17 protein-coding genes are annotated in these 25,904 nt (G+C 40.5%); 16 read left to right on the top strand and 1 reads right to left on the bottom strand.

The window, feature by feature from the left end:
* From ASU31_RS17265 to ASU31_RS17250, 4 genes are all read left to right on the top strand, one after another.
* Positions 1 to 407: fasciclin domain-containing protein (locus tag ASU31_RS17265; protein ID WP_167346199.1), on the top strand; the 407-nt coding region annotated here is incomplete at its 5' end.
* 107 nt (positions 408 to 514) lie between these two features.
* Complete coding sequence (locus ASU31_RS17260) at positions 515 to 3,748, top strand: TonB-dependent receptor (RefSeq protein ID WP_057933516.1); 3,234 nt, start codon at positions 515 to 517, stop codon at positions 3,746 to 3,748.
* Between the two features lie 17 nt (positions 3,749 to 3,765).
* On the top strand, positions 3,766 to 5,934 hold the full coding sequence (locus ASU31_RS17255; protein WP_057933515.1) for an IPT/TIG domain-containing protein: 2,169 nt from the start codon (positions 3,766 to 3,768) through the stop codon (positions 5,932 to 5,934).
* Between the two features lie 59 nt (positions 5,935 to 5,993).
* Positions 5,994 to 6,290 carry a hypothetical protein gene (locus ASU31_RS17250; protein WP_057933514.1) on the top strand — a complete coding sequence of 99 codons (297 nt, stop codon included), beginning with the start codon at positions 5,994 to 5,996 and terminating at the stop codon, positions 6,288 to 6,290.
* Positions 6,291 to 6,633: 343 nt separating this feature from the next.
* On the opposite strand, the gene ASU31_RS27870 is transcribed toward ASU31_RS17250, so the two are convergent.
* Positions 6,634 to 6,825 carry a hypothetical protein gene (locus ASU31_RS27870; protein WP_057933513.1) on the bottom strand — a complete coding sequence of 64 codons (192 nt, stop codon included), beginning with the start codon at positions 6,823 to 6,825 and terminating at the stop codon, positions 6,634 to 6,636.
* A 123-nt stretch (positions 6,826 to 6,948) separates the two neighbouring features.
* On the opposite strand from ASU31_RS27870, the gene ASU31_RS17240 reads away from it, so the two are divergent.
* From ASU31_RS17240 to ASU31_RS17185, 12 genes are all read left to right on the top strand, one after another.
* Complete coding sequence (locus ASU31_RS17240) at positions 6,949 to 7,209, top strand: hypothetical protein (RefSeq protein WP_057933512.1); 261 nt, start codon at positions 6,949 to 6,951, stop codon at positions 7,207 to 7,209.
* A 670-nt stretch (positions 7,210 to 7,879) separates the two neighbouring features.
* A complete protein-coding gene (locus tag ASU31_RS17235; RefSeq protein ID WP_057933511.1) occupies positions 7,880 to 9,247 on the top strand; it encodes a S41 family peptidase in 1,368 nt (455 codons plus the stop codon).
* A gap of 125 nt (positions 9,248 to 9,372) precedes the next feature.
* Positions 9,373 to 9,966, top strand: coding sequence for an RNA polymerase sigma factor (locus ASU31_RS17230; RefSeq protein WP_057933510.1), 594 nt, complete (start codon positions 9,373 to 9,375; stop codon positions 9,964 to 9,966).
* 219 nt (positions 9,967 to 10,185) lie between these two features.
* Positions 10,186 to 11,163: a FecR family protein gene (locus ASU31_RS17225; RefSeq protein ID WP_057933509.1), complete on the top strand. Its 978-nt coding sequence runs from the start codon at positions 10,186 to 10,188 to the stop codon at positions 11,161 to 11,163.
* Positions 11,164 to 11,274: 111 nt separating this feature from the next.
* Positions 11,275 to 14,559: a TonB-dependent receptor gene (locus ASU31_RS17220; protein ID WP_057933508.1), complete on the top strand. Its 3,285-nt coding sequence runs from the start codon at positions 11,275 to 11,277 to the stop codon at positions 14,557 to 14,559.
* A 214-nt stretch (positions 14,560 to 14,773) separates the two neighbouring features.
* Positions 14,774 to 16,186, top strand: a complete 1,413-nt coding sequence (locus tag ASU31_RS17215; RefSeq protein WP_057933507.1) for a hypothetical protein — start codon at positions 14,774 to 14,776, stop codon at positions 16,184 to 16,186.
* A gap of 81 nt (positions 16,187 to 16,267) precedes the next feature.
* Positions 16,268 to 17,089 (top strand): hypothetical protein, encoded by an 822-nt coding sequence (locus ASU31_RS17210; RefSeq protein ID WP_057933506.1) that lies wholly within the window; start codon positions 16,268 to 16,270, stop codon positions 17,087 to 17,089.
* Between the two features lie 541 nt (positions 17,090 to 17,630).
* Positions 17,631 to 18,209 carry an RNA polymerase sigma factor gene (locus ASU31_RS17205; RefSeq protein WP_057933505.1) on the top strand — a complete coding sequence of 193 codons (579 nt, stop codon included), beginning with the start codon at positions 17,631 to 17,633 and terminating at the stop codon, positions 18,207 to 18,209.
* 73 nt (positions 18,210 to 18,282) lie between these two features.
* A complete protein-coding gene (locus ASU31_RS17200; RefSeq protein WP_057933504.1) occupies positions 18,283 to 19,413 on the top strand; it encodes a FecR family protein in 1,131 nt (376 codons plus the stop codon).
* Positions 19,414 to 19,611: 198 nt separating this feature from the next.
* On the top strand, positions 19,612 to 22,896 hold the full coding sequence (locus ASU31_RS17195; protein WP_057933503.1) for a TonB-dependent receptor: 3,285 nt from the start codon (positions 19,612 to 19,614) through the stop codon (positions 22,894 to 22,896).
* Positions 22,897 to 22,916: 20 nt separating this feature from the next.
* Complete coding sequence (locus tag ASU31_RS17190; RefSeq protein WP_083505407.1) at positions 22,917 to 24,725, top strand: RagB/SusD family nutrient uptake outer membrane protein; 1,809 nt, start codon at positions 22,917 to 22,919, stop codon at positions 24,723 to 24,725.
* Between the two features lie 21 nt (positions 24,726 to 24,746).
* On the top strand, positions 24,747 to 25,880 hold the full coding sequence (locus ASU31_RS17185; RefSeq protein ID WP_083505406.1) for a SusE domain-containing protein: 1,134 nt from the start codon (positions 24,747 to 24,749) through the stop codon (positions 25,878 to 25,880).
* Positions 25,881 to 25,904 lie beyond the last annotated feature (24 nt).

Below are 25,904 nucleotides of genomic sequence, written 5' to 3'. Positions count from 1 at the left end.
AAACTTCAGGTTTGCTGGAAACCATTAACGGTACAGGACCCTACACCATCTTCGCGCCTAACAATCAGGCTATGCAGGCGATGGGTTATACCAGTGTAGAACAGATCGACAATACTGATGTGGAAGTATTGAAACGCCTGGTGAATTACCATATTGTAAAAGACAGAAGGTTCATTTACGATTATATCCTTAGTACAGGTTCATCGAACACCAGCCGTCAGGCCATGCTCGATGGCAATTCGGTTACGATGACTTTAACGCCAGATCCCGGTACTCCCGGTAGTTTTAATGGCATTACATTAAGGGGAATTGGAAATACAACGGCTATTAAACTGGTTAAACAGGATATCCTTGCTGGAAATGGTGTATTACATATTATAGATGGTGCTTTACGGATTACCCAATAGGAAAACGCAAGGCAATTAAAATTAAACTGATGAAGAAAAATATATATCCAACGCCCGTCTTTTTGCTGGAGAGGCTTTCTCTGCAACTGGCTGGGCTTAAAATAATCATGCTCTGCGCTTTGCTGTTCATATCTTTTTACGGTATGGCGCAAGAAACAAGTGGCTCCATAACGGGGCAGGTTAAAGATGCTAAAGGGATTTCGATACCTGGAGCAACCATTGTGGCACTTCACACTCCATCGGGGACCCGTTATGCCATTTCTGCCGATGGAGATGGACGTTACTTTTTAAACAATTTACGTATTGGTTCACCTTATATCCTAACTGTTTCTACCACTGGAATGAAAACCGAGGTACTCCGCGATGTTGCAGTACGTTTGGGGGGTGCTCAGCAGCTCAATTTTGTGCTACAGGAAAACGCCCAGGAACTGAGTACGGTAGTGGTGTCAGGCAGGGTAAGACCCAAACAAAAGGCAGATCATTATGGCACAGGTAAAAATATCAGTGCCGAACAGGTGAAAAATATGCCCACCATTAACCGGAGCATCACCGACATTACCCGGCTGACCCCGCAGGGAAGCCGCGATAACAGTTTCGGTGGAACCAATTTCCGTTACAACAACGTAACCATTGATGGTGCCGTAAATAATGATGCCATTGGTTTTAGCCCTTCCCTGGGTGGACAAACCGGTACATCGGGCATGAACGGGAGCAGTACCCGTACCAATCCCGTTTCCTTAGATGCCATTGAAGATATGCAGGTTTATCTTGCCCCATTTGATGTTAAAATTGGAAATTTTACAGGCGGATCTATCAATGCCGTAACTCGGAGCGGTACCAATAAAGTAAGCGGCTCGGTTTATGGTTTAGGTCGGAATGCAGCCATTACGGGTAACGACCATGTAGGCAGTTTGGGTAAGATGAACAGCAATTTTGAAGACTACCAGGCAGGTTTCCGTATCGGTTTCCCGATTATTAAAAACAAACTGTTCTTTTTTAGCAATGAGGAAATTACCCATCGTCAGGATCCTAGCCAGTTGTATGTAGGTACAGCAGAAACAAGCCATATTTTAAGTGTAGCCGATGCTGATTTAATCAGTAATGCAGTTAAAACCCGTTATGGCAATGTTTTCGATGCAGGTACTGCAGGTGTATACACCAATTCGAACAAATCGCAAAAATTCTTTAACCGTTTAGATTGGAACATCAGCGATAAACACCAATTGGCCATCAGGAACAATACCATTTTTAGTAAGGCCACGCATATGGACCGTGATCAGCAGGATTTCCGTTTCAGCAGCATGGCTTTTGAACAGGAAAATAACCAGACCAGTACCGTTGCTGAGTTGAAAAGCCGGTTTAGTAATGAACTCTCTGGAAATTTATTGGTAGGGTTTACACATGTAAGCGATAACCGCGATCCTTTGAGCGACCCTACTTTGCCACAGGTACAGATTATAGGCCGTACACCCGGAACAACCATTTATTTGGGTACCGACCGCGAAGCGAGTATTTTTAACATGAAACAAAAAACATGGGAATTTACCGCAAACTTAAACTGGACCAAAGGACGCCATAAAATCTTAGCGGGTACGCATAACGAGTTGTACAACATCCGGTATGGTTTTGTTAATGCCTGGAACGGTCGGGTTGATTATCAAAGCATCGAAGATTTTATCAGCAACAACCCTTACCGGGTTAGGGGCAGTTACAATTACAGCAATAATAGCAGAGATTACCTGTTGGCCAACCCCGCGGCCGATTTCAATGTAAACATGTACAGTTTGTATGTGCAGGACGAAATCAGGATCAGCGATAAATTAAGTATTACGCCAGGGCTACGTGCCGATATGGTGAATTTGCCAACCATGCCAAGTCTTAGTGATAAGGTAAAGGATATTATGGCTGATCCAAATTTTGGCAATACTTATACTTACACGCCACTTAACCGCATCGAAAATAAATTTTTAAACAAAGTGCAGTTATCGCCTCGTTTGGGTTTCAGATATGATGCACTAGGTAACCAGGAACTGATTCTAAGGGGAGGAGCTGGCCTATTTACAGGCCGTATTCCTTTTGCCTGGTTAGCTTATGCGTATTACAATACGGGCAATAACTTTGGTGCTTTCGATCAGCGGGCCGATCAGCAGCCCTTTGCCCCCGGCAGCGATGCCATTAAACCAAGTCCGAATGGGATAGGCAATTTTATTGAGCAGAATGGTGCTGTAATCAATAATCCGAACAGTGGCCGCACACAGATCGATCTGGTGGATAACGATTTTGTAATGCCACAGGTCTTCCGTGGAAGTTTAGGCATCGATTACCAAACAGAAAACGACTGGCGTTTTACCATTGAAGGGATGTACACCAAAAGTTTAAAAGATGTACTGTTTCAGCAGCTGAATACAAAAGATAACCCATTGTATTATGGTTATGACAAACAGAAGCAACAACCGGTTTATAGTGGGACAGTTGATCCCCGTTTTTCTAATGTCTATTTATTGAGCAATACCAGTGAGGGATACCGCTATAGCCTTACCGGGACGGTAACCAAAACGTTTATAAAAGCCTTAAATGTTACAGCTTCTTATACCTATGGCGAATCGAAAGATTTAAGCAATGGCGTACGTAACTCCATGGAGAGTAACTGGCAGTTAAACCAAGCTTTAATTCCCAATAATCCGGCATTGAGCTATAGTAATTTCGATACCCGCCACCGCATTGTGTCCAGTATCGGCTATAACCACGAGTGGGAAAAAGCAGGGAGAACCACTTTAAGTTTATTCTTTAGTGCTCAATCGGGCAGTCCATTCAGTTATGGTATTGTAAACAGCAGCATTCAGGGTTTATCGCAACAGGTAAGTCTGGTTTATATTCCCTTGCGTGAAGAAGCCATCCGGTTTTTCAAAGATCTGCCAAATCAAACCGCTGCACAGCAGGCGGCAGCCTTTAATCAGTTTATCGATGGCAATAAATACCTGAGTAGCCGTAGGGGTGATTTTACCGAGCGTAACAAAGGACGTACCCCATGGAATTTACAGGCTGATCTGCATCTGGCACATGAACTGTTTGTAAATAACAGTAAATCGCAGTCGCTGAGCTTAAACCTAGATATCATCAACCTCACCAATCTCATCAATAAAACATGGGGCGTACAGTATTTTTCGCCAAATACCTTTAACTCCACCAGCAGTGTAGGTTTAACGCCAACTTTGTTTCCGCCACAGCAAAATGCAGGCAACTATCCGGTATTTACCTTCAACAGCCCCGGTCAGCCGTATAGTATCGATTATTTTAGTTCGAGGGTACAGATGCAACTGGGATTAAGGTATAGTTTTTAACATCAAAAATAGATCTTATGATAATTCAACATAAAAAGAGTTTAAGTATCGGATTGATGCTTTTCTTGATGCTCATCATCGGGGCCTGTAAAAAGGATAAAACCGAACCTCAGGCAGTAACGTTTAAAATAGAAAGTTACTACCCAAATAGTGGTAATGCGGGTACATTGGTAACCATTACCGGAACAGGTTTTGGTACCGATATCAAACAATATTCGGCGACCATTGGCGGCAAAACTGCAGAGGTAATCAGTGCAACAGCCGAAGCTTTGGTAATCCGTATGCCCGAAGGTGGTACTACCGGTGCATTGGCCATAAAGTACGATACCCAAAGTTTTGATATCGGGGCATATACGTATCAGGATTTAACCATCACAACAGTATTGCCGGCAAACGGGCCTGCAGGCTCGCAGATCAGGATTACAGGAGCAGGTTTTAGCAGTACAGCCACACCAGCTACGGTTTTTATCAATGGTAAAGCCGCACTCGTGGTGAGCCTATCAGATAATCTGATTGTTGCCGAAGTACCGGCCGATGCAGGTTTTGGCGCCATCATGGTAAAAGTAAACGGAAAAGAAGCAAAAGGCCAAAACTTTACCTACCAGGCTATTGATCACATTAAACCTTTAACCGGAGGTAAAAATACCAAAGTAACCATTGCCGGTACAGGTTTTGAAGAGCTTGCCACAGGAAATATTATTGATTTTAATGGTACAGCTGCAACGGTATTGGAAGCCAGCAAGGAAAAACTTGTTGTAATTGCACCAGATGGAGTAAAAACAGGTCCGCTATCGGTAAATATAAACGGACAGAAAATTACCGGGCCAACTTTCACCGTGGTTGCTCCTCCATCTATTGGTATAGTTACGCCGTTAAGCGGACCAAAAGGTACAGAAATGACCATTTCCGGTACCTTGTTCAGTAACTCAGTGGATGAGAATAAGGTATTCATCAATGGCGTTTCCGTTCCGGTAATATCGGCCTCTGCAAACCAGATTAAACTGGTACTACCAGGTGGAACTGGTAGCGGGAATGTAAGGGTTGTAGTGAACGATCAGGCGGCCGACGGGCCGCAGTTTAAAGATCAGACCCTGAGTATTCTTTCCGTTAGTCCGGATAATGGTTTGGCCGGAACAACTGTTACCATAAAGGGTTCTGGCTTTGCCACCACTGCTGCAGATAACAAAGTATACTTTAATGGCGTACTTGCTATGGTAAAAACTGCAAGCGAAAATACATTGGTACTGGATGCTCCGGCAGGTTTGAGCACAGGTAGTTTAAAAGTGATGGTCGCGGGTCAAGAAGCCCTTGCGGCACAGGATTTTAGAAGAGCGGGCATGGTTACCTTAGCAGGGGGACCAAATAGCAATACTTTTGGAGCTTTTATGGCCGGCATTGCAGTTGATAACAACGGGAATGTTTATGTAACAGACCGATCGAACAATGTAGTGAAAAAAATTGCCCAGAACGGTACCGTAAGTATATTGCAGGCTAATGGTGCCGATATTGTTTTTGACACCCCTTATGGCATTGTCGTTGATAAACAGAACAATATTTATGTGTCGGATATTGGCCGTAACCAGATTAGAAAAATAACACCTTTGGGCCAAAATACCGTTTATGTTTCCGGCTTTTCGCCAGGTTTGATGACATTTGATGCTGCAGGAAATCTCTATGTAAATATTAACGGCGCCTTTGCGGGAATGAACAGGGTAAATACCGTTGGCGGTTTTTCAAAAATTAACGGGCCGCTCTGGCCTATGGCACACCCTGTGGTAGATGCCTCAGGCAATCTGTATTATGTAGATTCTGGCGCTGCAAGCAATAATGCCATTTCATATATAGCATCTGGTGGATCAAACCTGATCAACTGGATAGGTTTTAGTGATCCTGGTTATGTAGATGGAATCGGAACCCAGGCTAGGTTTAATAGCATTGCAGGTGGATTGATACCTTATGGAACAGGAAAATTGATTGCCGGAGACCGAAATAACTATGCACTCAGGGAGATTGATATTGCAGCAAAAAGTGCTTCTACCCTGGCTAAGTTTACTTCAGGTTTTGCCGATGGAACATTGGCAGCTGCTAAACTGGGATCTATGGACGACATGGCTATGGATCAGGATGGAAATATCTACATCTTAGATGCTGTGAATAAAGCAGTCCGGAAAGTATTTTTGAAATAAATTGATCTGATTACTGACCTGGGGAGAGGATAATGCTCCCCAGGTTTTAACAAAAATTAATGCAGGGAATTAATAGGCGCCAGCATGAGCATTTAAAAAATCTGCTGATTAAACTGGAAGAAAATATTGAAGCTAAAGAGGATGATCTGACAGATGAAGAAGGTATACGCTCAAGGAATGAACTCGAATCTATTAAATCTAAACGGTTGCAGATGCAGGCGATGTATATAGAATATCTTAAAAAACTGGCCGAAATAGAGATACATATTGCGCTTTACAGAAGAGTTTATACTGATGTTAGTGTCAATTTTGTAAGCGGTAGGATTAGGAAACTAAATAAGGCTGAAAGGCTATAATTGTGCGTTTCAGTTGGGTAGACAGACTGTCGGCGACAGCTGTTAATTTCTTCTTAAAATAAGCACTGGTTCACAGAAGAAGTCCTTAATAGTTTTTGTCAGGTACATTCCAGGCAGATCACTGCCTTTTCCAGATCATCATAATAAAATAAATAAATCTTGTCGGCAGTATTTTCCTGAAAATTGTATCCTTTCATACAGGCTATGTAGCTAAAAAGACTTCCATCTGCCTTAAAAGGTTTGTCTATCAGATTTCCCCCTGAGCATTCGCATTCATCGAGAAGAAGGTTCTTTACATTGATTTCATCTATTACCCAGTTGATTTTCTTATCTATCGTTTCTGCTAAAAAATCTGAAGGCCCGTCCTTGTGTATATCTTCTTCAGTTGGTACATCGCATCATTAAAACTAAACAGGATCTCTTCATCGGTATATTCCAGATGGTAATTTTCCGGTAGTATTTCAGTGGAAACGGTAAAGTATTCCCATTGCAGGTCAAACTTATATTTTCCATCGATAATATCAAAGCCGAGCATGTCGCATTTGGTATAGTCTGTGTGAAACGCAGTCGGTCCGGATTAATTTAACGTTAAGACGACGATTAACATTGTCATAATGATAATTTAATACTAAATTTATTATTGATTAGTTTTGTGCTCATGAAATTTCCACTTTATCTGTATTATGAACTCTTGATCAGACTGACCGAGTTCAGGCCTGAAATCGGGGATTTTATCTCCGTTTTTGCTTCCGATTCACATCTGGTTCTAAGTACAGATACTGGAATGTTAGAAATCTCATCGGGACTGATGTACCGGCAGTTTAACGATCCGGATACGGTCAGTAGAGAGGAAATTCGGAAGCTTGCTGGTGATTTTCAGCTCCATAATGAGCTTCAGGGAATGGCTGTAAAAGGTTAATGTACCTGATTATCTAAGGTAATAGGCGTAGTGGAAAAAAGAAAGGTCCGGAAACAAGTCCAGACCTTAACATTCAAATAATATTGCTAACCAAATTATGATGTTGCGAAGATAAAGGCTCAGTGTTAAAGTATTATTATAGGACCGTAAATTCATCGTCCTCCTATTTAGTTTACTAGCCGCCTCCCAGTTTGTCGTTTTTCCCTGATCTACAGCTTGGCTGGTTGCCGCCAACTAATAAACGCCTCTAAAGGGTTTTAGTCAATAAACGTTGCCAACAAGTAAATATGAGTTTTTTAAATTTGGCTTTTCCGTTACGGCCAGTTCTGCATGTTTATGTTAATTGTTGGTTAAATAAAAAATAGGCGGGCCTTGTGGCGGATTAAGTCGGCGCTCCATCCGTCGGATTTCTTTTTTACCTTTAATTATGGATTTGAAATGATTAATAAACAGATAAATACGTTAAAAAATGACGTATTTTCTAAAAAATTATTACATTTACCAAATCTTCAAAGGCATTTGTTTTCGGGAGATTTGTTTAAAAAACAGAGGAATTTGAAGCCGGTGTGGAAGCCGGCTTCCTCATTTTTGTTTATTTAATGATAACCGGTATCTAACACTAAATTAATTTTCAGCACCTAATTTGATGACTTAATCATGGGAACTGGCAATGGTCTATTTATTGTATTTTAAGAATAAAATAAGAAGGGGCTGCCTTTCTGTATTATTGCTGAACCTTATATTGACCGGCGGTTGTAAAAAAGAAAAAGACCCTGTTTTTGATCCCGGAACCAACGAATTTATCAATGACTGGGTGCTGGACAGCATGAAGGTTTATTACTATTGGAACAGTTCGCTCCCCAATAAACCAAACTATAATCAAGATCCTTTAAGTTTTTTTGCTTCTATAAAAAACAATGCAGACCACTTTTCCCAATTGCTCAATCCCGATGTTCCACAGAGTTACCCACGCACCCTCTATTCTGATTTTGGAGTGGATCTGGTTACCATCTCTAAAGCTGGGGCCGAGCAGACCATTGTAAGGCTCTCCGTACCGGGTTCGGACGGTTATCAGGCAGGCTTACGGCGGGGCGATAAAGTCAATATGATCAATGGCGTAACGGTTAATTCCGCTAATATTGCTGCACTGAGCGAGGCCAGCCTCAAAAAAGGAAGTATTGTGCTGCAGGTGGAAGGGGTAAATACAGCCTATAACATTAATGGATATCTAAAGCCAAATCCGGTTTATACCACTCAGGTGTGGGAAAGAGAAGGGAAAAAGATAGGCTATATATTCTTAAATAATTTTGATACCAAAGCCTTGAATAGGCTCAAGGAGGTGTTTGCCAGCTTTCAGGGGCAGCAGGTAACCGAACTTATTCTTGACATGCGCTACAATACCGGTGGAGAAGTTTCTGTGGCGGCAGCACTCGCAGCGATGATTACCAGGGCAAACGAAAATGCAATTTTTTTGGAATATCGTGGGAATGCCAATGCCGGGACACAAAGACATAGCTTTGGGGAAGAGATCAGTAAATTGTTCAGACCACTCAATTATAGTCAGTATACCAGCCTGAGGCTGAATATAAACAGAATTTTCATCCTCACCGGAAGACATACCGCTTCTGCTGCAGAACTTCTGATCAATAGTTTGCCTCCTCATTTTCAGACAACGCGGATTGGAGAGGCTACATTAGGCAAGGATATGGCAGAGTTCGAACTTGCCGATCACCGTACACCTTCGCAGGTAAATGGCTGGGTGCTCTGGCCGCTGGTGTTTAAGATCTATAACTCACAGGGGAAAGGAGATTATACTACGGGACTCTCACCCGATGTGTTTTCAGATGAACTATCTGCCTTGCCACTGAAACAATTGGGTGATCCAGATGAAACCCTTACACAATTGGCGATATCCAGGATCACTGGGATTGCCAAAGCAGGAGTGCGGTCCGCCTCAGGTAGTAAAAATCTAAACAAATTGTTCGATTCAAGGGATAAAGACGATCTGCTGCCTATCCCGATCAGGGTATTAAGATAATGGGAGCATGGATGGATTTTGTATTGGGAGGAGTGCCAGAGCGAGTTTAACACAAACTTAACAGCCTAAATAATTCCGCTTAACATCGAAACGTTTTATTTGTCCTTAAATTAATCTGCTATTCTATGCTTGGTCATGATGTTATTCAGAACTTTAAGGAAGGAAACCGGGAAGCCTTTGAAAATATCTACGCTATGTTCCATCAGCAGATTTTTACATATTGTTTCCGGTATACCCTTTCGAGGGAAAGTGCCGAGGAACTGACCCATGATGTTTTTCTTCACCTCTGGAAGACCCGCGACTATATCAATCCCGAAATCGGGATCAAAGGATATATATCAACAGTTTCGAAAAACATTGTTTTCACATGGCTTAGAAACATGTCTAGGAGTAAAAAGATGAAGGCCGAACTGGAGGCTTATTTTGCAAAAGAACAAGAAGAGATGTTGCCTGAGAAACGTATTGATGCCACACATGACCTTGGAACCCTGCGTAACACCCTGAGCTGCCTCCCGCCGAAAAGAAAGCTCGTTTTTGAAATGATCCGTTTCAGGGAAATGACCTATAATGAAGTTGCCGAGCATTTATCGATCAGCCGGGATGCGGTGAAAGACCATATGGTGAAGGCAAACCAGGTGATCAAAGTGATGAAAGAAAATAAAACTTACCTGGATTATATTTCCATATTTTACTTTCTTCTGTTTCCATGCCTTTTTTAGATTTGCTTGTTTACCACCTCATACAAACTTTCCTCGTCAGCTTTCTGTTAACATTTCTTTATTAACCAGGAAATTATCTAACCTTATTTTTCTCGCCATACAGGGCTTAATGTTCCGGTTGAAAGAAATCTAATTATTTATTTTTATTCGAACTACCCTAACTACCCTACTCAGGTTGTATTTATAAATAGTACGCCCATACAACGGGCTATTATTGATATGGATAGTAATAGAATAAAAGATTTACACCGCCGATACCTGACCCGTGAGCTTTCTACCGAAGAACTACAGGAGTTTTTCGCAATGCTTGAGCAGGAGAACGGTGTAGAAATGGCTGATTTGGAAGAACTTGCAAAAGAATTTCCAACGGAATGGAAAGTTAAAGGAGATATTGTAAACAGGATTCTGCCAAAAGCGCGTAAAACAAATTTATCTGTCTTATTTGTGAGGAGATCGATAGCAGCAATGTTTGCATTTGTGATGCTTGCTGCTGCTTATCAGGCCTACCAGCACTACCGTTTTGTTCAGGATACCGAGACCTTTCTAACTGTTAAAGTTCCACAGCGTAAAATGACAGCGCTTACATTGGCAGACGGAACAAGGGTTTCGCTGACCTCTGGCTCAATATTCAAATATCCAAAGTCCTTTTCCAAAACAGACCGTCAGGTATTTCTGATAGAAGGTCAGGCCTATTTCGATGTTGCCCATGACAAGACCAAGCCCTTCCATGTAAATTCGGGAAAACTTTCTACAACTGCACTGGGAACCTCTTTCGTAATCAGGCACTATAAGGATTATGGATATGAAAAAGTGAGCCTGTTTACCGGAAAAGTGAAAATTTTGCGCAATGGTGTTAACGCACCCGCTGTCATTTTAAATCCCGGGCAGGAATTCGATTATCATAACGGAACCCTAAGCACGGTTACAGGTTTTGACAATTCAAAAGATCCTGTAAGCAAGGGTGTACTCGATTTTGACCGTACCCCTTTCCGTGATGCTGTCTACAGTCTCTCTTCATTTTATGGCGTAAAAATCAGGTTTAATGAAGAGGAATTTAAAGAATTCAGTATCAGTGGTGATTTCGGAGGCACTTCGGTCGATGAAGTACTTCATTCATTAAAATTCATCTACCCATTTAAAGTCAAGAAAACAGATTCTCTAACTTATAACCTGACGCGTATCGAAAAAAGAAAATAGAGCTTAATTAAAAAGGAAAGCACCGCGGACAGGCGGCGCTTTCTTGTTCACCGGTAAGCCCGGTAAAAAATGTAATCCATACCACATAAATTAATGCAGCAATTCAAAATTATGATTTTTAATTTACCCTTTACACTAAATTTAAGAATACAACAGACTTCTTACCTATTTATTATACTCTTTATTCTATTAAACACTCCGGTTTTTGCTCAGGCAAGAGACATTAAAGACATAGATACCTACAAAACGATCAATAATCCGGTAACATTGGAGTACGCGCAGGTAGGGGCTATTAAGATCCTCAAAGAGTTAAAAACACAGACCCGTTATAATTTTGTATACAACCCCAATGAGCTGGAAAAGGTAACCTTAAAAAATATCAGCTACCGGAAGCAGGCACTAGGAACAGTACTTGAAAAACTGACTGAATCGGGAATGAATTTTTCCCTATCTGGTGGTTCTATCTTCGTAAAATACACGAAACCAGCATTTGAGAAAAAGCAGCAGGCAGGCCGCATTTCTGGTAAAATTGTTGACGATAAGGGGGAAACCCTTCCAGGCGCTTCTATTAAGATTATTGGACTCAACAGGGTGGTGCAGAGCAGTGTAGACGGTACTTACGAATTCAATGTACCGCCGGGCACCTATACTATTGAAGTGAGCTACATTTCTTTTCAGACTAAACGTATTGCTGATATAGTGGTGAATGAAGGACGGCTGACCAAACTGGATGTTGTATTGAATGTATCAACAAGTGCTTTAAAAGAAGTGGTGATCCAGTCTTCCTATAAAAAGGAATCCATTAACGGATTATATGCACAACAGAAAAACAATGCTTCAATTACCGACGGTATATCAGCAGAACAGATTGCCCGCACCCCGGACAACAATCTTGGACAGGTATTAAAGCGGATCAGTGGAATTACCACGATTGATACACGTTACGTGGTGGTGCGTGGGATGACCGAGCGTTACAACCAGGCGATGCTGGACGGCGTGATTATTCCGAGCACGGATATGAACCGCAGGAATTTTTCTTTTGATGTAGTACCACAGGAACTGGTGAGCAGCGTAGTGGTTAATAAAACATCCAGTGCCGATATGTCTTCAGAGTTTTCCGGTGGACAGATACTCATCAACACACTGGATATTCCAGAACAGAATTTCATCTCCTTTACTGTCGGTACCGGTTTTAATACCCGTACTACAGGCAAGGATTTTGTAAGTCTTGGTGGTAGGGGTAAATATGACTTTTTAGGTTTTGATGATGGGAGAAGAAATACACCAATGGACCTGCAATCGTGGACTCAGCCAGATCAAAGTGCGCCTATTCCCTCATACGCAATCCCACAGTCTAAGCGGTTTCAGAGCGAGCCGCTAAAAGCCTATGTAAGCAATGCAACCCCGAACCAGAATTACCGCTTCTCACTTGGCAGACTCTATCAGCTAAAGGAAGGATTAAAATTCGGCTTTTCAGGAGGACTTACTTACCGCAACACACAAGAAACCAATCCATTTGAAACGATCCGCAACGCTGGTCTGACCAATGTTAGCGGAGCACCTATCGATTCTGCCTCATTGCGGAGCACTGGTAATCTGCATAAGTTCAATACCACACTGGGGGGCGTGCTGAATGCGGGCATCCAGAGTGAAAAGTTTAAGCTGGCCTCTAAAAATTATTACTCGCATGTATTTAATGAAACCATGCAGGATGCCCTTAGAGTTGAGCCAGAAAACAACAACTTTAAATTTAAAGAATTACTTACCGTTCCAGAATATACTACGGTTTATCAAAATAAACTGGAAGGCGAGAACCTTATTTCCTCAAAGGGCTTAAAATTTAACTGGAGTGGTGCGCGGACCAGTATCAGTCAGGATATTAAGGATATGCGCAGGTTAAGATATGCCAGAACAGCAACCTTTGATGGTGTTGATTATTATGATAGCCCGCAGGCGAATGGCTTTAGCGATGCCTTGGGTGTTTACGATTACCGTTTATCTACCCGTTTAAATGAAACAGACTACAACTGGACGGCCAGCCTGAGCCAGCCTTTTGATTTTTTGAAAGATAAAAGTGTGGTTAAGATTGGTTATGCAGGTTGGCATAAAAAACGTGCGTTGAATTCGGCGCAGGTGCAGATTATCAGACAGGATCAGAGCGTTAAATTAACTGGCCGTTATGAAGATATTATGGCGCCTGATCGGATTGGAGCGACGGCAGATTCGGCTTTTTATTTTGCTGATGCTGGCAGGAACGGAACCCAGTACACGGGTACTTCAAAATATCATTCTGCCTATGTGATGCTTGACCAACGGTTTTTTCAGAAACTGAGATTGGTTTATGGGGTAAGGGCTGAGAACTTTAATCTGGCTAACCAGCAGCAACAGTTTCTGCGTGCACCCAATTATGATGGATTTGAGAAGGTGAATCCTTTTATCACCGGTGAAAAAAACTGGCGTTTCCTGCCATCGGTTAATGCCACCTACAGCCTTACAGAGCAGATGAATTTTAGGGCAGCTTATTCCACCACCGTAGTACGCCCCGATTTTAGAGAAACCTCGTATTTTGAGCTATACGATCCATATCTTGAATCCTACATCAGCGGCTGGAATGTGATCAGCACCAAGATCAAGAATTATGACCTCCGTTATGAGTGGTACCCAGGCCCGGGAGAAATCATATCAGTATCGGCCTTTTATAAAGACTTTGATAATCCGCTGGAACTCGTTGCACAAAATGTGTCTTCATCAACCGGAAAGATACGTTACCTGCGCTTCCAGAACCAGAAAAAAGCAACCAATAAAGGATTTGAAATGGAATTCCGGAAATCATTGGGCTTTATTGCCGATAAACAGTGGCTGCACGATCTAAGCATTTTTGGAAATGGTACATGGATGCGTTCTGAAGTAACTGCAGTAAATTATAGGGTAGTTGCTGAGAATGGAGGTACTTCCTATTCGCTGATAGAAGAAATATTGCCTGGAGTGAAACGCCCCCTTTATGGGCAATCGCCATGGCTTATCAATGCGGGGGTAAGTTACAGCTCAAAAATAGTTGGTGCCAATATCAGTTACAACCGTTCAGGTTACCGCTCTTACGTAGTAACGGCCAGTCCAAATGACATTGAATATGAAAACGGACGGAATGTGGTGGATCTCCAGTTGAGTGCCAGACTGATGAAGCAAAAAGCAGAGATCAGGCTTAATATTGGTAACCTTCTTGATGAGTCTACCATTTATTATACCAATCCAACAGCCTATACATTAAATCCGCAAAATGGCTATGATATCGCAGGCAATAATACCGATGCCTATGAACCGGAGAACGGTGATAAGATATCCTACCGGATAAAAAATGGGAGAACAGTAAGTATTACGTTTAGTTATAAATTTTAGGAATTAGTGTATAAAAAGAATAGAAATTTCTAAGCCTTTTTTAAAGGTTTAAATGTTGTTTAATTGCTTTATTTAAGCGATGTAATTATCTATTTTTCAGTATTTTATGAAAAAAATATTTTATAATTTTTCTTGCATTATTCAAACATATATTTCAACTTTACAATGTTTTAAAACAAACACAAATCTTCCACATTAAACAAATCTCCTTACGATGAAAACAAAAAATTTAAACTTATTGGTACTCTTAGCAGTACTTGCGACTTTTGCACTTCAGAGCTGCAAAAAGGATGGTGTTTTACGCACCGGTGATTTCAGCAAATCATCTAAAGCACCTATTGATTACAACTTGTTACCAAAAGTACATTTAGCTGGTGTATACACTGGAAGCCGCACACTTAGCCCAGATACCCTTTATCTTTTAGACGGTGTAGTTTATTTTTCAGGCAGTAATGCAAAACTTCATATTAAAGCAGGAACACATGTTGTAACCGGTAATGCAGTAACTTATGCTGGCAGATCGCTTAAAGGTGTTTTGGTGATTGCTAAAAATGCACAGATTTTTGCTGATGGTAACAGAAGCAATGTTGCTGAAGCCAGCTACAATCCAGATAGTACAATCGTATTTGGTCCGGATCCTGCTCTTGCCTCACCAGCTCCTGGAGATTTCGGTGGTGTGATTCTTTTGGGTAATGCGCCAACCAATCAACCAACTTCAACAGTAATCGAAGGTATTCCTACATCTCCACCAGCTGATGTTACTTATGGCGGTTCTTCTGCAGGTGATAACTCAGGGGTTTTACGTTTCGCACGTATTGAGTACGCAGGATTTTTATTATCAACCGATAATGAAATCAATGGTCTTACTTTGGGCGGTGTTGGTTCAGGTACTACCTTAAACCACATCCAGGTATCTTTCAGTAATGATGATTCATTTGAATTTTTTGGAGGAACAGTAAACGCAGATCACTTGATCGCTTTAGGCGGTATTGATGATGACTTTGATTTCGATTTCGGTTATTCAGGTACAATCCAGTACGCTATTGCATTAAAAAACCGTGATGGCAACCATACTACATCAGGTGGTGTTAGTGATGCTAACGGTATCGAGTCTGATAATAACCCTACAAGCGATACTACTTCTACTTTCTTAACCAGACCTGCTTTAAGCAACTTCACTATTCTGGGTTATTCAAGCGGTGGCACAGGTACTGAATCTGATGAATTGGAAAATGGTGTACATATCAGAAGAAAATCTGGTGTAAACCTTCAGAATTCAATCGTAGCAGGATTTAACAATGGTATCCGTTTCGAAAACATCAAACAAGCGGGTTCTACTACTCAATTTAATTTGGTGCATGGTTTTGTAACTAGTTATTTACCAGCTACTGGCGGTCGTCCGGCTACATTTGCCAACAACCAGGCATTTACAGGTTCATTGTCTCCTGATTATTTAGGTTTAGCAGGCGGAGCAAGTGCATTTTATGCAAACGGTTCTTATGACCCAGCTAATTTAACACCAGTTGCCTCACCTTCAACTGATGGTGGAACCAGCGGAACTTATAATGGTGCTATTGATCCTAGTGGTGCAATCTGGACAGACAACTGGACCAAATTTAATTTTTAACCTTATTAAATGTTTGTTTTAAAACCTTAAGAATAAGTGGCAGCCTCTCGTTGCTGCTTATTCTTATTAATAAAAGAAAATATGTCAAGAATCATTACCCGCTACTTTTTTTATTTAAGTTTAATTATCCTTTTTATTTCAGCATGTAAACGGCAGGAGCCTTATTTAAAAGATGCGGCCAGCTATGCAGATATTCCGGTATTTATCAACAACAGTGTCCTTGGTGATAAGTTGGGCACAAAGCTTAATGGTAGGCCAATTGAATCTTTTGGTAATGTATTTTTAAGCGGCCCTGGTAAATTTAGTTTCTACAATAAAAACACAGGTAACGTTTTGCTGGAAAAAGAATTTAACCTGCAAGATAAGAAGAGGGATACATTATACATCTTTCAGCCAGATAGTACCATTACCCCACAATTGTTAAAAAATACACAGCTCAATGAACCTGCAGCTCCAGCAGGATATATGAAGCTAAAAATTGCCAACTTAAGTAATATTGCGCTATCCAATAGTGCTGGGGTTCCCTATAGAAAATTGGATGTAATAGTTAAATCGACATTAACAAGTGTGGTTACCTATCTCCCAATTGATACCCTTATTGGAATAGGAAAAGATTTGGATACAGCTGGTTATTATCTCATCAAAAAACCGATTAGGGCAGGGTTGATACAGACCCAATATAAATTTTCTTTCCTGGATCATGAAACAAAGACGCCTATACAGAGTAGTAATGGTACAGTCTACCTGTCTTTATCTTTTAGCGCGCCCCACAATCCGGCAAATCCAGGAAAACAGGTATATACTGTTTACCTTACAGATACCTCTAGACCCTCAGCCGGGGCTGCTTATATATTAAAGAATGGCAAATATTACGATGTCTCATCAAATAAATTATTTGAATAACCCGGTTGACTGTTATAATCGCAAATAATACAATTTCTCTCTCATGTACCTATAGAGGCCGTATCATAAGATATCGGCCTCTTTTTTAACCTGCGTTCTTCGGCGATACGATGTATATATAGCAGTCTTTGCTGATGTTTTTAACGACATCGTTAAGTGAAATATTAAATGAAAGATGCCTGAACAAGTTATTTTCTGCCAAAATCCGAACCCTTCCAGGCAAGACCATTAATGAACTTTTTTATTAAAGATTTGAAGCGTGTTGCGGATTTGGAAATTCCGAAGTGAGCCTTGCACGCTACCTCGTTTCAAAAAGTAAATTCAAAACACATTAGTTTGCTCTTTATAGCAATTTTCGGTGACAAGCTATTTTAGGAGAAGACAGTGCATCTATCGCCGCAGGCGGCTTTACACCTTTAAGCAGAATATAAAACTGACCAGCAGCAGTATTCTTTGATACCTCTCATTGAGTTGTTAAATCGATTTACATATGTTGTTTGGATATGATTAATAATATATATTTGTTCTATACCAACCAGATATGCAGTTATATAGTGACCTTCCAGACGTTGAACTATTTGATCTTGTTCAAGAGAATGACCACTACGCATATACTGAAGTTTACAACAGGTATAGCCGATTGCTGTATACTCATGCTTACAAAAAGCTTGGAGATCGGGAGTTGGCCAGAGATTTAGTTCAGGATTTATTTACCACGCTTTGGATAAAGCGGGAAGAGATATTTATTCAGAGTGTACTTTCTACATATCTATATACTGCACTAAGAAATAAGATTCTTGATCATCATGCTCACCAAACAGTAGCAACTGGTTATCTTTCTTATCTGGAAAACTATTCCTTTGCTAAAAATGATTTAACAGATCACTTGGTCAGACAAAAACAATTGGCCTCGCTTATCGAACAGGAAATCGCTGCCTTACCAGATAAAATGCGCCATATATTTGAACTGAGCAGGAAGCAGCATTTAAGTCATAAGGAAATAGCAGCCGAATTAGATATTTCTGAACAGACGGTGAGAAAACAGATCCAAAACGCATTGAAAATTATGCGCCCTAAATTGGGCATTTTACTCGCTTTAGCATTTTTATTAGAAAAATAATTTTTTTCTACCCTATACGTCTGAGTTATTCGTCTATAGTTTAAAGGGGATCATAATATTCCTGATAAACTTCATGCAAACTAACCAAATTAAAGATTTACTTAAGCGTTATACCGCCGGAACCTATACGGAAGAGGAGAAGGCATTCGTAGAAAGCTCGTATTTAAAGTATGAACATCAGGCTAAACCTTTAACCGAAGAAGAGATCGAAGAAGATCTAGAGCTGATTAAGAGCAGACTTCCACAGGTTGGCGTACCAAGAAGATTTTCGCTTTTTCAAAAAGCAGTGGCAGCCGCGGCAGTATTACTGTTGGTAGCCTCGGTAACTTTTTATCTGGTTAAACCAATACCGGAAGAACTTAACGCTAAAACTGAGCAAGAAAAGCAAACTATTCTACCAGGTAAAGATCAGGCCATTTTAACCCTTGCTGATGGACGCAAGCTTGTGTTGGATAAGAATGCTTCAACGCTCGTGTCTGATACGGGTATGGGCATCCGGATTAAGAAAACTGCCACGGGAGAGTTAGTCTACGAAATATTAAAAACTCAAGGCCCTGCATCTACCACCGTGGCCTACAATACTATCGAAACACCCAGAGGCAGCCAGTACAAAGTGATCTTGCCAGATGGAACTAATGTATGGTTAAATGCCGCTTCGAGCTTACGTTATCCGATTGTTTTCAAAGGGGCTAAGCGAGCGGTGGAGCTTAGTGGAGAAGGTTATTTTGAAGTAGCCAAGAATCCTGAAATGCCGTTTATTGTTCAAACCGGTACTCAGGAAGTTCAGGTTTTGGGTACACACTTTAATATCAGCGCTTATCATGAACCTGAAGGAATTAAAACTACGCTTCTAGAAGGAAAGGTATTGGTAAGCCAGGCCGGACAGAAAAAACTAATGAAGCCGGGGCAACAGGTTGTGAATTCGGGGCAATCACTTATGCTGCAAAATTTACCCGATGTACAGGAAAGCATTGCCTGGAAAAACGGACTGTTTTTATTCAATCATGAAGATCTGCATTCTATCATGAATAAAATTTCCCGTTGGTACGATATCGATGTAGAATACAAAAATGATTTTAAAGCCCAGTACTACACCGGTACCATTTCCAAATTTGGAAGTGTAACTGAGGTGTTAAAAATTATGGAGCTTACTAAGTCGGTTAAATTTAAAATAGAGGGAAGGAGGATTATTGTGATGAAGTAACCCTTACCCAAACCGGCTTTAAAAAAAGACCCGAAGTGATTGGAGCCACTCCAGGTCGATGGCAAAAGCCAAAATGCAAATCAAATAAACCTATTTTCCGAACAAGTTATACTTTAACTTACTAACCAAATGTATAAAATTTTTAACACAACTACATGCTGTGGGCAACCCTCCATGTCATTTAAATTTCTCCTCCGAATGAAATTTATCGTGATTTTAATGCTTGCTTTCGTGCTACAGCTGAATGCAAATATCCACGCTCAAAATATCAATTTAAGCGTTAACAAAGCTTCAATTGCTCAAGTTTTAAAAGTATTACGTGCACAAAGTAATTACAATTTTTACTATGAAGATGAACTGATAAGATCAGGTAATCCAATAACATTAAATGCTGTAAACGAGCCGTTTTTAAGTGTCTTGCAAAAATGCTTTGAAGGTCAGCCATTTACTTATGTTATTGATCAGAGAACCATTGTTTTACGCAAGCGAATGGCTGAATCGAAATTAAATGCAGACGAAATTACTGTGCAGGGTAAAGTTCTTGATGAAACAGGTCAGGCTATTCCAGGGGCTACGGTAAAAATAAAGGGTGGAACCTTAACTGTTGCCACCAATCCGAGTGGAGAATTTAAAATTAAAGTAGATGAAAATGCCACACTATTGATCAGCTATATTGGATATGAGAGTAAGGAGGTGCCTGTTGAAAAGAGAAAGAGTATCACCGTTATCTTAAAACCTATTGACAATTCTTTAAATGAGGTAGTGGTCGTTGCTTTCGGGCAAAAACAAAGAAAGATTGAAACTTTGGGTGCACAATCAACAATGGATGTTGAATCCTTAAAGCAACCTGTAGCTAATATTTCTACCGTTCTGGCGGGTCGGGTATCAGGACTTGTAGGTGTGCAGCGTAGCGGTGAGCCAGGCAGGGATGGAGCTGATTTATGGATTAGGGGGGTAATATCCACTGGAAATAATACCCCTTTAATTTTAGTAGATGGAGTAGAACGTGCCTTTAGTAATATTGATCCTAATGACATAGAAAGCTTTTCCATATTAAAAGATGCTTCTTCTACTTCAGTATATGGTGTAAGGGGGGCTAATGGAGTAATTCTCATCACTACCAAACGCGGAAAAGCAGGTCGTACAGATCTTAGTCTGGATTATTATCAGGGCCTTACCCAGTTTACCCGAATTCCTGAAATTGCTGATGGTGTAACCTATATGCAGATGGCCAACGAGGCCTCTACCACTCGTGGAGGCAATCCGATATATTCGGAAGACATGATTAATAAAACATTTACGCAGGTTGATCCCTATTTATATCCCAATGTAAACTGGTTTGATGAAATATTTAATGATTTTGGCCATAACCGTAAGGCAAATCTAAGCGTGAGGGGAGGCGGAGAAAAATCTACTTTTTATGTTTCAGGTGGATATTACGATGAGACAGGTTTGTTCACCACGAACGGATTACAGCAGTATAACTCCTCGATAAAGTTTTCGAGGGTTAACTTTAGTTCTGCGCTTAACATAAAAGCCACAAAGAGCACCACTATAGATTTAGGTATCAAAGGCTGGATTTCAAACGGGAATTATCCAGGAAAAAATGCTTCTGAGATTTTTGATATGGCTTTAAAGACCTATCCCATTCTATATCCAACCATGTATCCGGATAACAGGGAACCTTTTTTATCTACAGGTGGCGGATTGAACAGTCCGTACGCCATGTTAACCAACCGGGGATATCAGACTACTTACGAAAATCAGATAATGTCTGATATTAGGGTAACACAAGATTTAGGTTCATTGGTAAAGGGTTTATCATCTCATATACTTTATTCGTTTGATGCCATCAATTCGAATACCCTGGCAAGAATTAAAACGCCAACAACCTATTACGCAACCACTCGCAATGCCAATGGCGAATTGGTTTACAGCAGCATTAATCCTGGTCAGGATTATTTATCTTTTTCGAGAAGCAATGGTGGTAGCAGACAATTTTATCTGGAAGGGGCAATTAATTACGCACGTACTTTCGGGAAACATAAGCTTGGTGGTTTAGCACTTTATTACCAAAGTGATAAAGTAAGTGCCACAGCGGGCGATCTAATCGGCTCCATTCCTTACCGTAGCTTAGGTGCAGTAGGGCGCTTTACATATTCTTTTGATGACCGTTATCTTGCAGAAGCCACCTTTGGATATAATGGTGCAGAGAATTTTGCGCCCAACAAACGTTATGGTTTCTTCCCTTCATTTGCCGGAGGATGGGTGATATCTAATGAAAAGTTTTTTGGTAACATCAAAAATGTTTTTCAGTTATTGAAATTGAGAGGTTCTTACGGGATAGTAGGAAGCAGTAACATTGGAGGAAGACGCTTTTCTTACGTAGGTACGGTTGGCAGTAGTGGGGAATATCAATTCGGTCAGGTAAGAAACGATAATTTACTAACCGGAATCGATATTGCAGATTACCCGGTAGATGCAACCTGGGAAACAGAGAAAGATTTAAACTTAGGTTTAGAGTTAAAAACCTGGAACAATGCGTTAAGCCTACAGTTTGATGTATTTACCCGTAAAAGGGAAAATATCTTTACAGATAGGAAAGGCGTACCGGATTTTGTGGGGGTGAGAAACAATTTGTTGGGTAACCTGGGGGTTACAGAGGCAAAAGGAATTGATTTTACCGGGAATTTTGATAAAAACTTTGGTGCTTTTTCATTGTCACTTCAGGGAACATTTACCTATAACAAAAATAAAATAATTGAAGATGACACGCCAACACCTGCATTTCCATGGCAGCAAAGCAGAGGCCAATCTGTTTATAATAGGTTAGGTTATATTGCAGATGGTTTTTACACCCAGGCAGAAATAGACAATCCGGCAATTGCCAGGACTACAGGTATTGTACAGGCTGGTGACCTAAAATTTAGTGATCTAAATGGCGATGGGGTAATTAATGCTGACGACATGACTTTTATTGGTAAAAATCAGGTTCCACAAATATTATACGGATTTGGAACAACCATAGGATATAAGGGATTTTCATTGGGTGCTTTTTTTCAAGGTGTAGGTTCAGTTGATTTTTATTTCTCATCAGCTTTTATGCCTTTCAGAAATGGATCTGCTCGAGGGAGCTTATATGCTAATGTTTTAGATAGATGGACACCTCAGAATCCGAGCCAGGATGCTTTTTACCCAAGGCTTTCCTATGGTGCTGATATTAATCAGAATTATTCTTCAACTAATTCACATTTCCTGATGAACGGTCGCTTCTTACGACTTAAAACACTTGATTTTGGATACACCTTTCCCAAACCGATGATCAGCACTTTAGGTATGCAACGCTTAAGGCTCTACTTTATTGGTTATAACCTGTTTACATTCAGTCCATTCAAATATTGGGATCCAGAATTAGGTGGAGGGTCAGGAACAACCTATCCCAATATCAAAACCTATAGTTTGGGTGTAAGTGCAACTTTTTAAATGATAAAAATCCGTTGGATATGAAAAGAAATATATTTTTTAAAGTGACAATGGTCTTGATGGTGATCAGCACTTTAACTGCCTGTAAAAAGTTTTTGGATCAGGTGCCAGATGATAAGCAAACTATTGATGACGTATTTAAAAAGAAGCTGGAGAGCGAAAAATACCTCGCAGGAGTTTATTCTTATATCAAGTCGAATGCTGATTGGAATACACAAAGTCCTTGGGCAGGTTTATCTGATGAGGCAGATGTTACTTATAACGACTATCCTACTTATTCTATGAACCTGGGAAGCTGGGATAAAAACAGAGGAGATTATAATTTTTGGAATAACTATTATCAGGGAATCAGAAGAGCATCATATTTTATGCAACGTGTTCCGGAAAATCCAGAAATTGAGCCTCAGCTGATCAAACAATACGTGGCAGAAGCCCGGGCATTAAGAGCTTATTTTTATTCGTGCCTTATTGCACAATATGGGCCGGTGATCATTTTACCTGATTTACCTATCCCACCAGATGCAAGTATCGATGATTTTAACCTCCCCCGTAATAGCTACGATGAGTGTGTAGATTACATTGTTTCCGAACTAGATAAAGCTATCCTGGACCTTCCTGTTTCACAAGGGAATACACGCGAGTATGGCCGATGGAAAAAGGGAATGGCCCTTGCTGTAAAATCCAGAACCTTGTTGTATGCAGCTAGTCCGCTATATAATGGCAATACCGATTATGCGAATTTTAAAAATTTGGACGGTAAGGGGTTAATTAACCAAAATTTAGATATAAACAAATGGAAGAAAGCAGCCGATGCTTCTAAGGAACTAATCGATATGCCCGATTATAGTTTATATAAAGAGTTAGATGGTACTGGAAATATCAAGCCTTACGAGTCGTTAAAAAACCTCTGGATAAAGGATTGGAATTCAGAGGTGATTTTGTGTAGATTAACATCCGATAAGCTCTATTCCATTGATAAGAATGGATCTCCTTATATTTTAGGGGGTTGGTCATCATGGGGAGCAACACAGCAAGCGGTTGATGCCTTCTTTACAGCAAACGGCAGATCTATTGATGATCCCTTATCGGGCTATACAGAAAACGGAACCAATGCAACTGCCAATAATTACTATGCGGCAGGTACATCTAATATGTATGTAAACCGTGAACCACGTTTTTATGTAAATATAACATTCAACCTCAGTAAGTGGATTAACAATGCATCAAACAACAATAACGGAACAGGTGCCTCTCCAATTACAATTCAGATGTATAAGGGCGGTAATAGTGGTCAGTATACAGGAAGGAACTGGTCGAGAACGGGTTATGTTGTCCGGAAAATGGTCAATCCCAATAGCAAGGTTGGTCCAGATCAGATTGCAGATCGTGCTGAGATTATTTTTCGTTTGGGAGAAATCTATCTTAACTATGCCGAGGCACTTAACGAATATGCTCCAGGCCATCCAGATATCAAGAAATACATCAACCTGATCAGAGAAAGAGCAGGAATTCCACAGTATGGTTCTGCTGTCAATCAGATTCCTGAGCCTGGAAACCAGACTAGCTGGAGAGAAGCTATTCGTAAAGAAAGAAGGGTAGAGCTGGCTTTTGAGAGTTTCAGGTATTTCGATACCCGTAGATGGAAGATTGCCGAGCAAACTGATGCCGGGCCATTTTATGGAATGGATGTTAATGCCACCACATCTACTGATTTTCAAAAAAGGGTAGTGTTTGAAAATAGGGTTTTCTTAAAGAAAAATTACTTGTGGAACATCGTTCAATCAGAATTAAACAAAGACAAAAATCTTGTAGGTAACCCGGGCTGGTAATGTGCCCTTAAATGAAATTTTATGAACAGAATATTTAAAAATAAATATGCTACAGGATTGCTATGCTTTGTGCTTATGTTATCCTGTAAGAAAGAAAAGGTTGATAATGTGAGTACTAGCATTGTTGCTGCCAATATTGTGGCACCTGCAAATAATACGCTCATTAACTTAGATCCGGCAAGTAATGCTGTTGTAAGCTTCGAGTGGAATGCAGCTTCAACCGCCAATTTCACACTGGCCTTTTATAAAGTAGTATTTGATAAAGAAGGAGGCGACTTTACAAAACCCGTTTACACAGGAATACCAGGGAAGGTGGGTTCGGAAAATAAATTGTCCTTATCTCATAAAGAGATGAATAAAATAGCTTATGCTGCAGGAATTAAAGAGCTGAACAGCGGAAAGGTAATTTGGAGGGTTATTGCTTCTAATGGGGTTGTATCTGCTACTTCAGGCTCGGGCATATTAGAGTTAAAAAGACCCCTGGGCTTTGCAGAAAATCCTGCCAATATCTTTATTACAGGTGCCGCTACAGAAGGTGGAACAGATATCAGTAAAGCGCAAAATTTTAAAAAACTCTCTGATGGTGTCTTCGAAATTTATACCTCATTAAATCCCGGAACCTACAAATTAGTAGATAAGGTTACAGGAACACCGTTGAGTTTCGTTATCGATGCAGGTATGTTGAAAGAGGGGACTGAAGTCACAAGTTTAGCATCAACGAAAACCGTTTATCGCATCAACCTGGATTTTAATAAGTCTACAGCAATATTTACCGAGATACAATCTGTAGGGCTTTGGTTTTCGGGCTACAATAAAATCCAAACGGTACTTACTTACGATGCTGCCGGTTTATGGAAGGCTACAGATGTCGCTATTGTTTGGAAAACCGAAAGCTGGGGTAAAGACGAGCGCTATAAGTTCAGGGTTACCGAAAAAGATCCTTTGGGGAATGTAACAGTTAAAAACTGGGGTAGTGTTAATAAGGACAATTCAAGGGCAACAGCTACAAGTCCGGCCAGTTATTTCTTTTTAAAGGAGGTAGACAACAGCCAGTACGATTACACTTTCAAATTTGCAGCCGAATCGCAAAAAACAGATATCGAATTTAGACTTCAGGCGGCAGCAGACTACACACATAAGGTAATATTCAAATAATACATCGGCGGTTTTACAATATTA

It is taken from the genome of Pedobacter ginsenosidimutans (assembly GCF_001442625.1).
Classification (GTDB): Bacteria; Bacteroidota; Bacteroidia; order Sphingobacteriales; family Sphingobacteriaceae; genus Pedobacter; species Pedobacter ginsenosidimutans.
The sequence above is the reverse complement of the archived record's forward strand: the minus strand, read 5'-3'. Positions and strand labels throughout refer to the sequence as shown.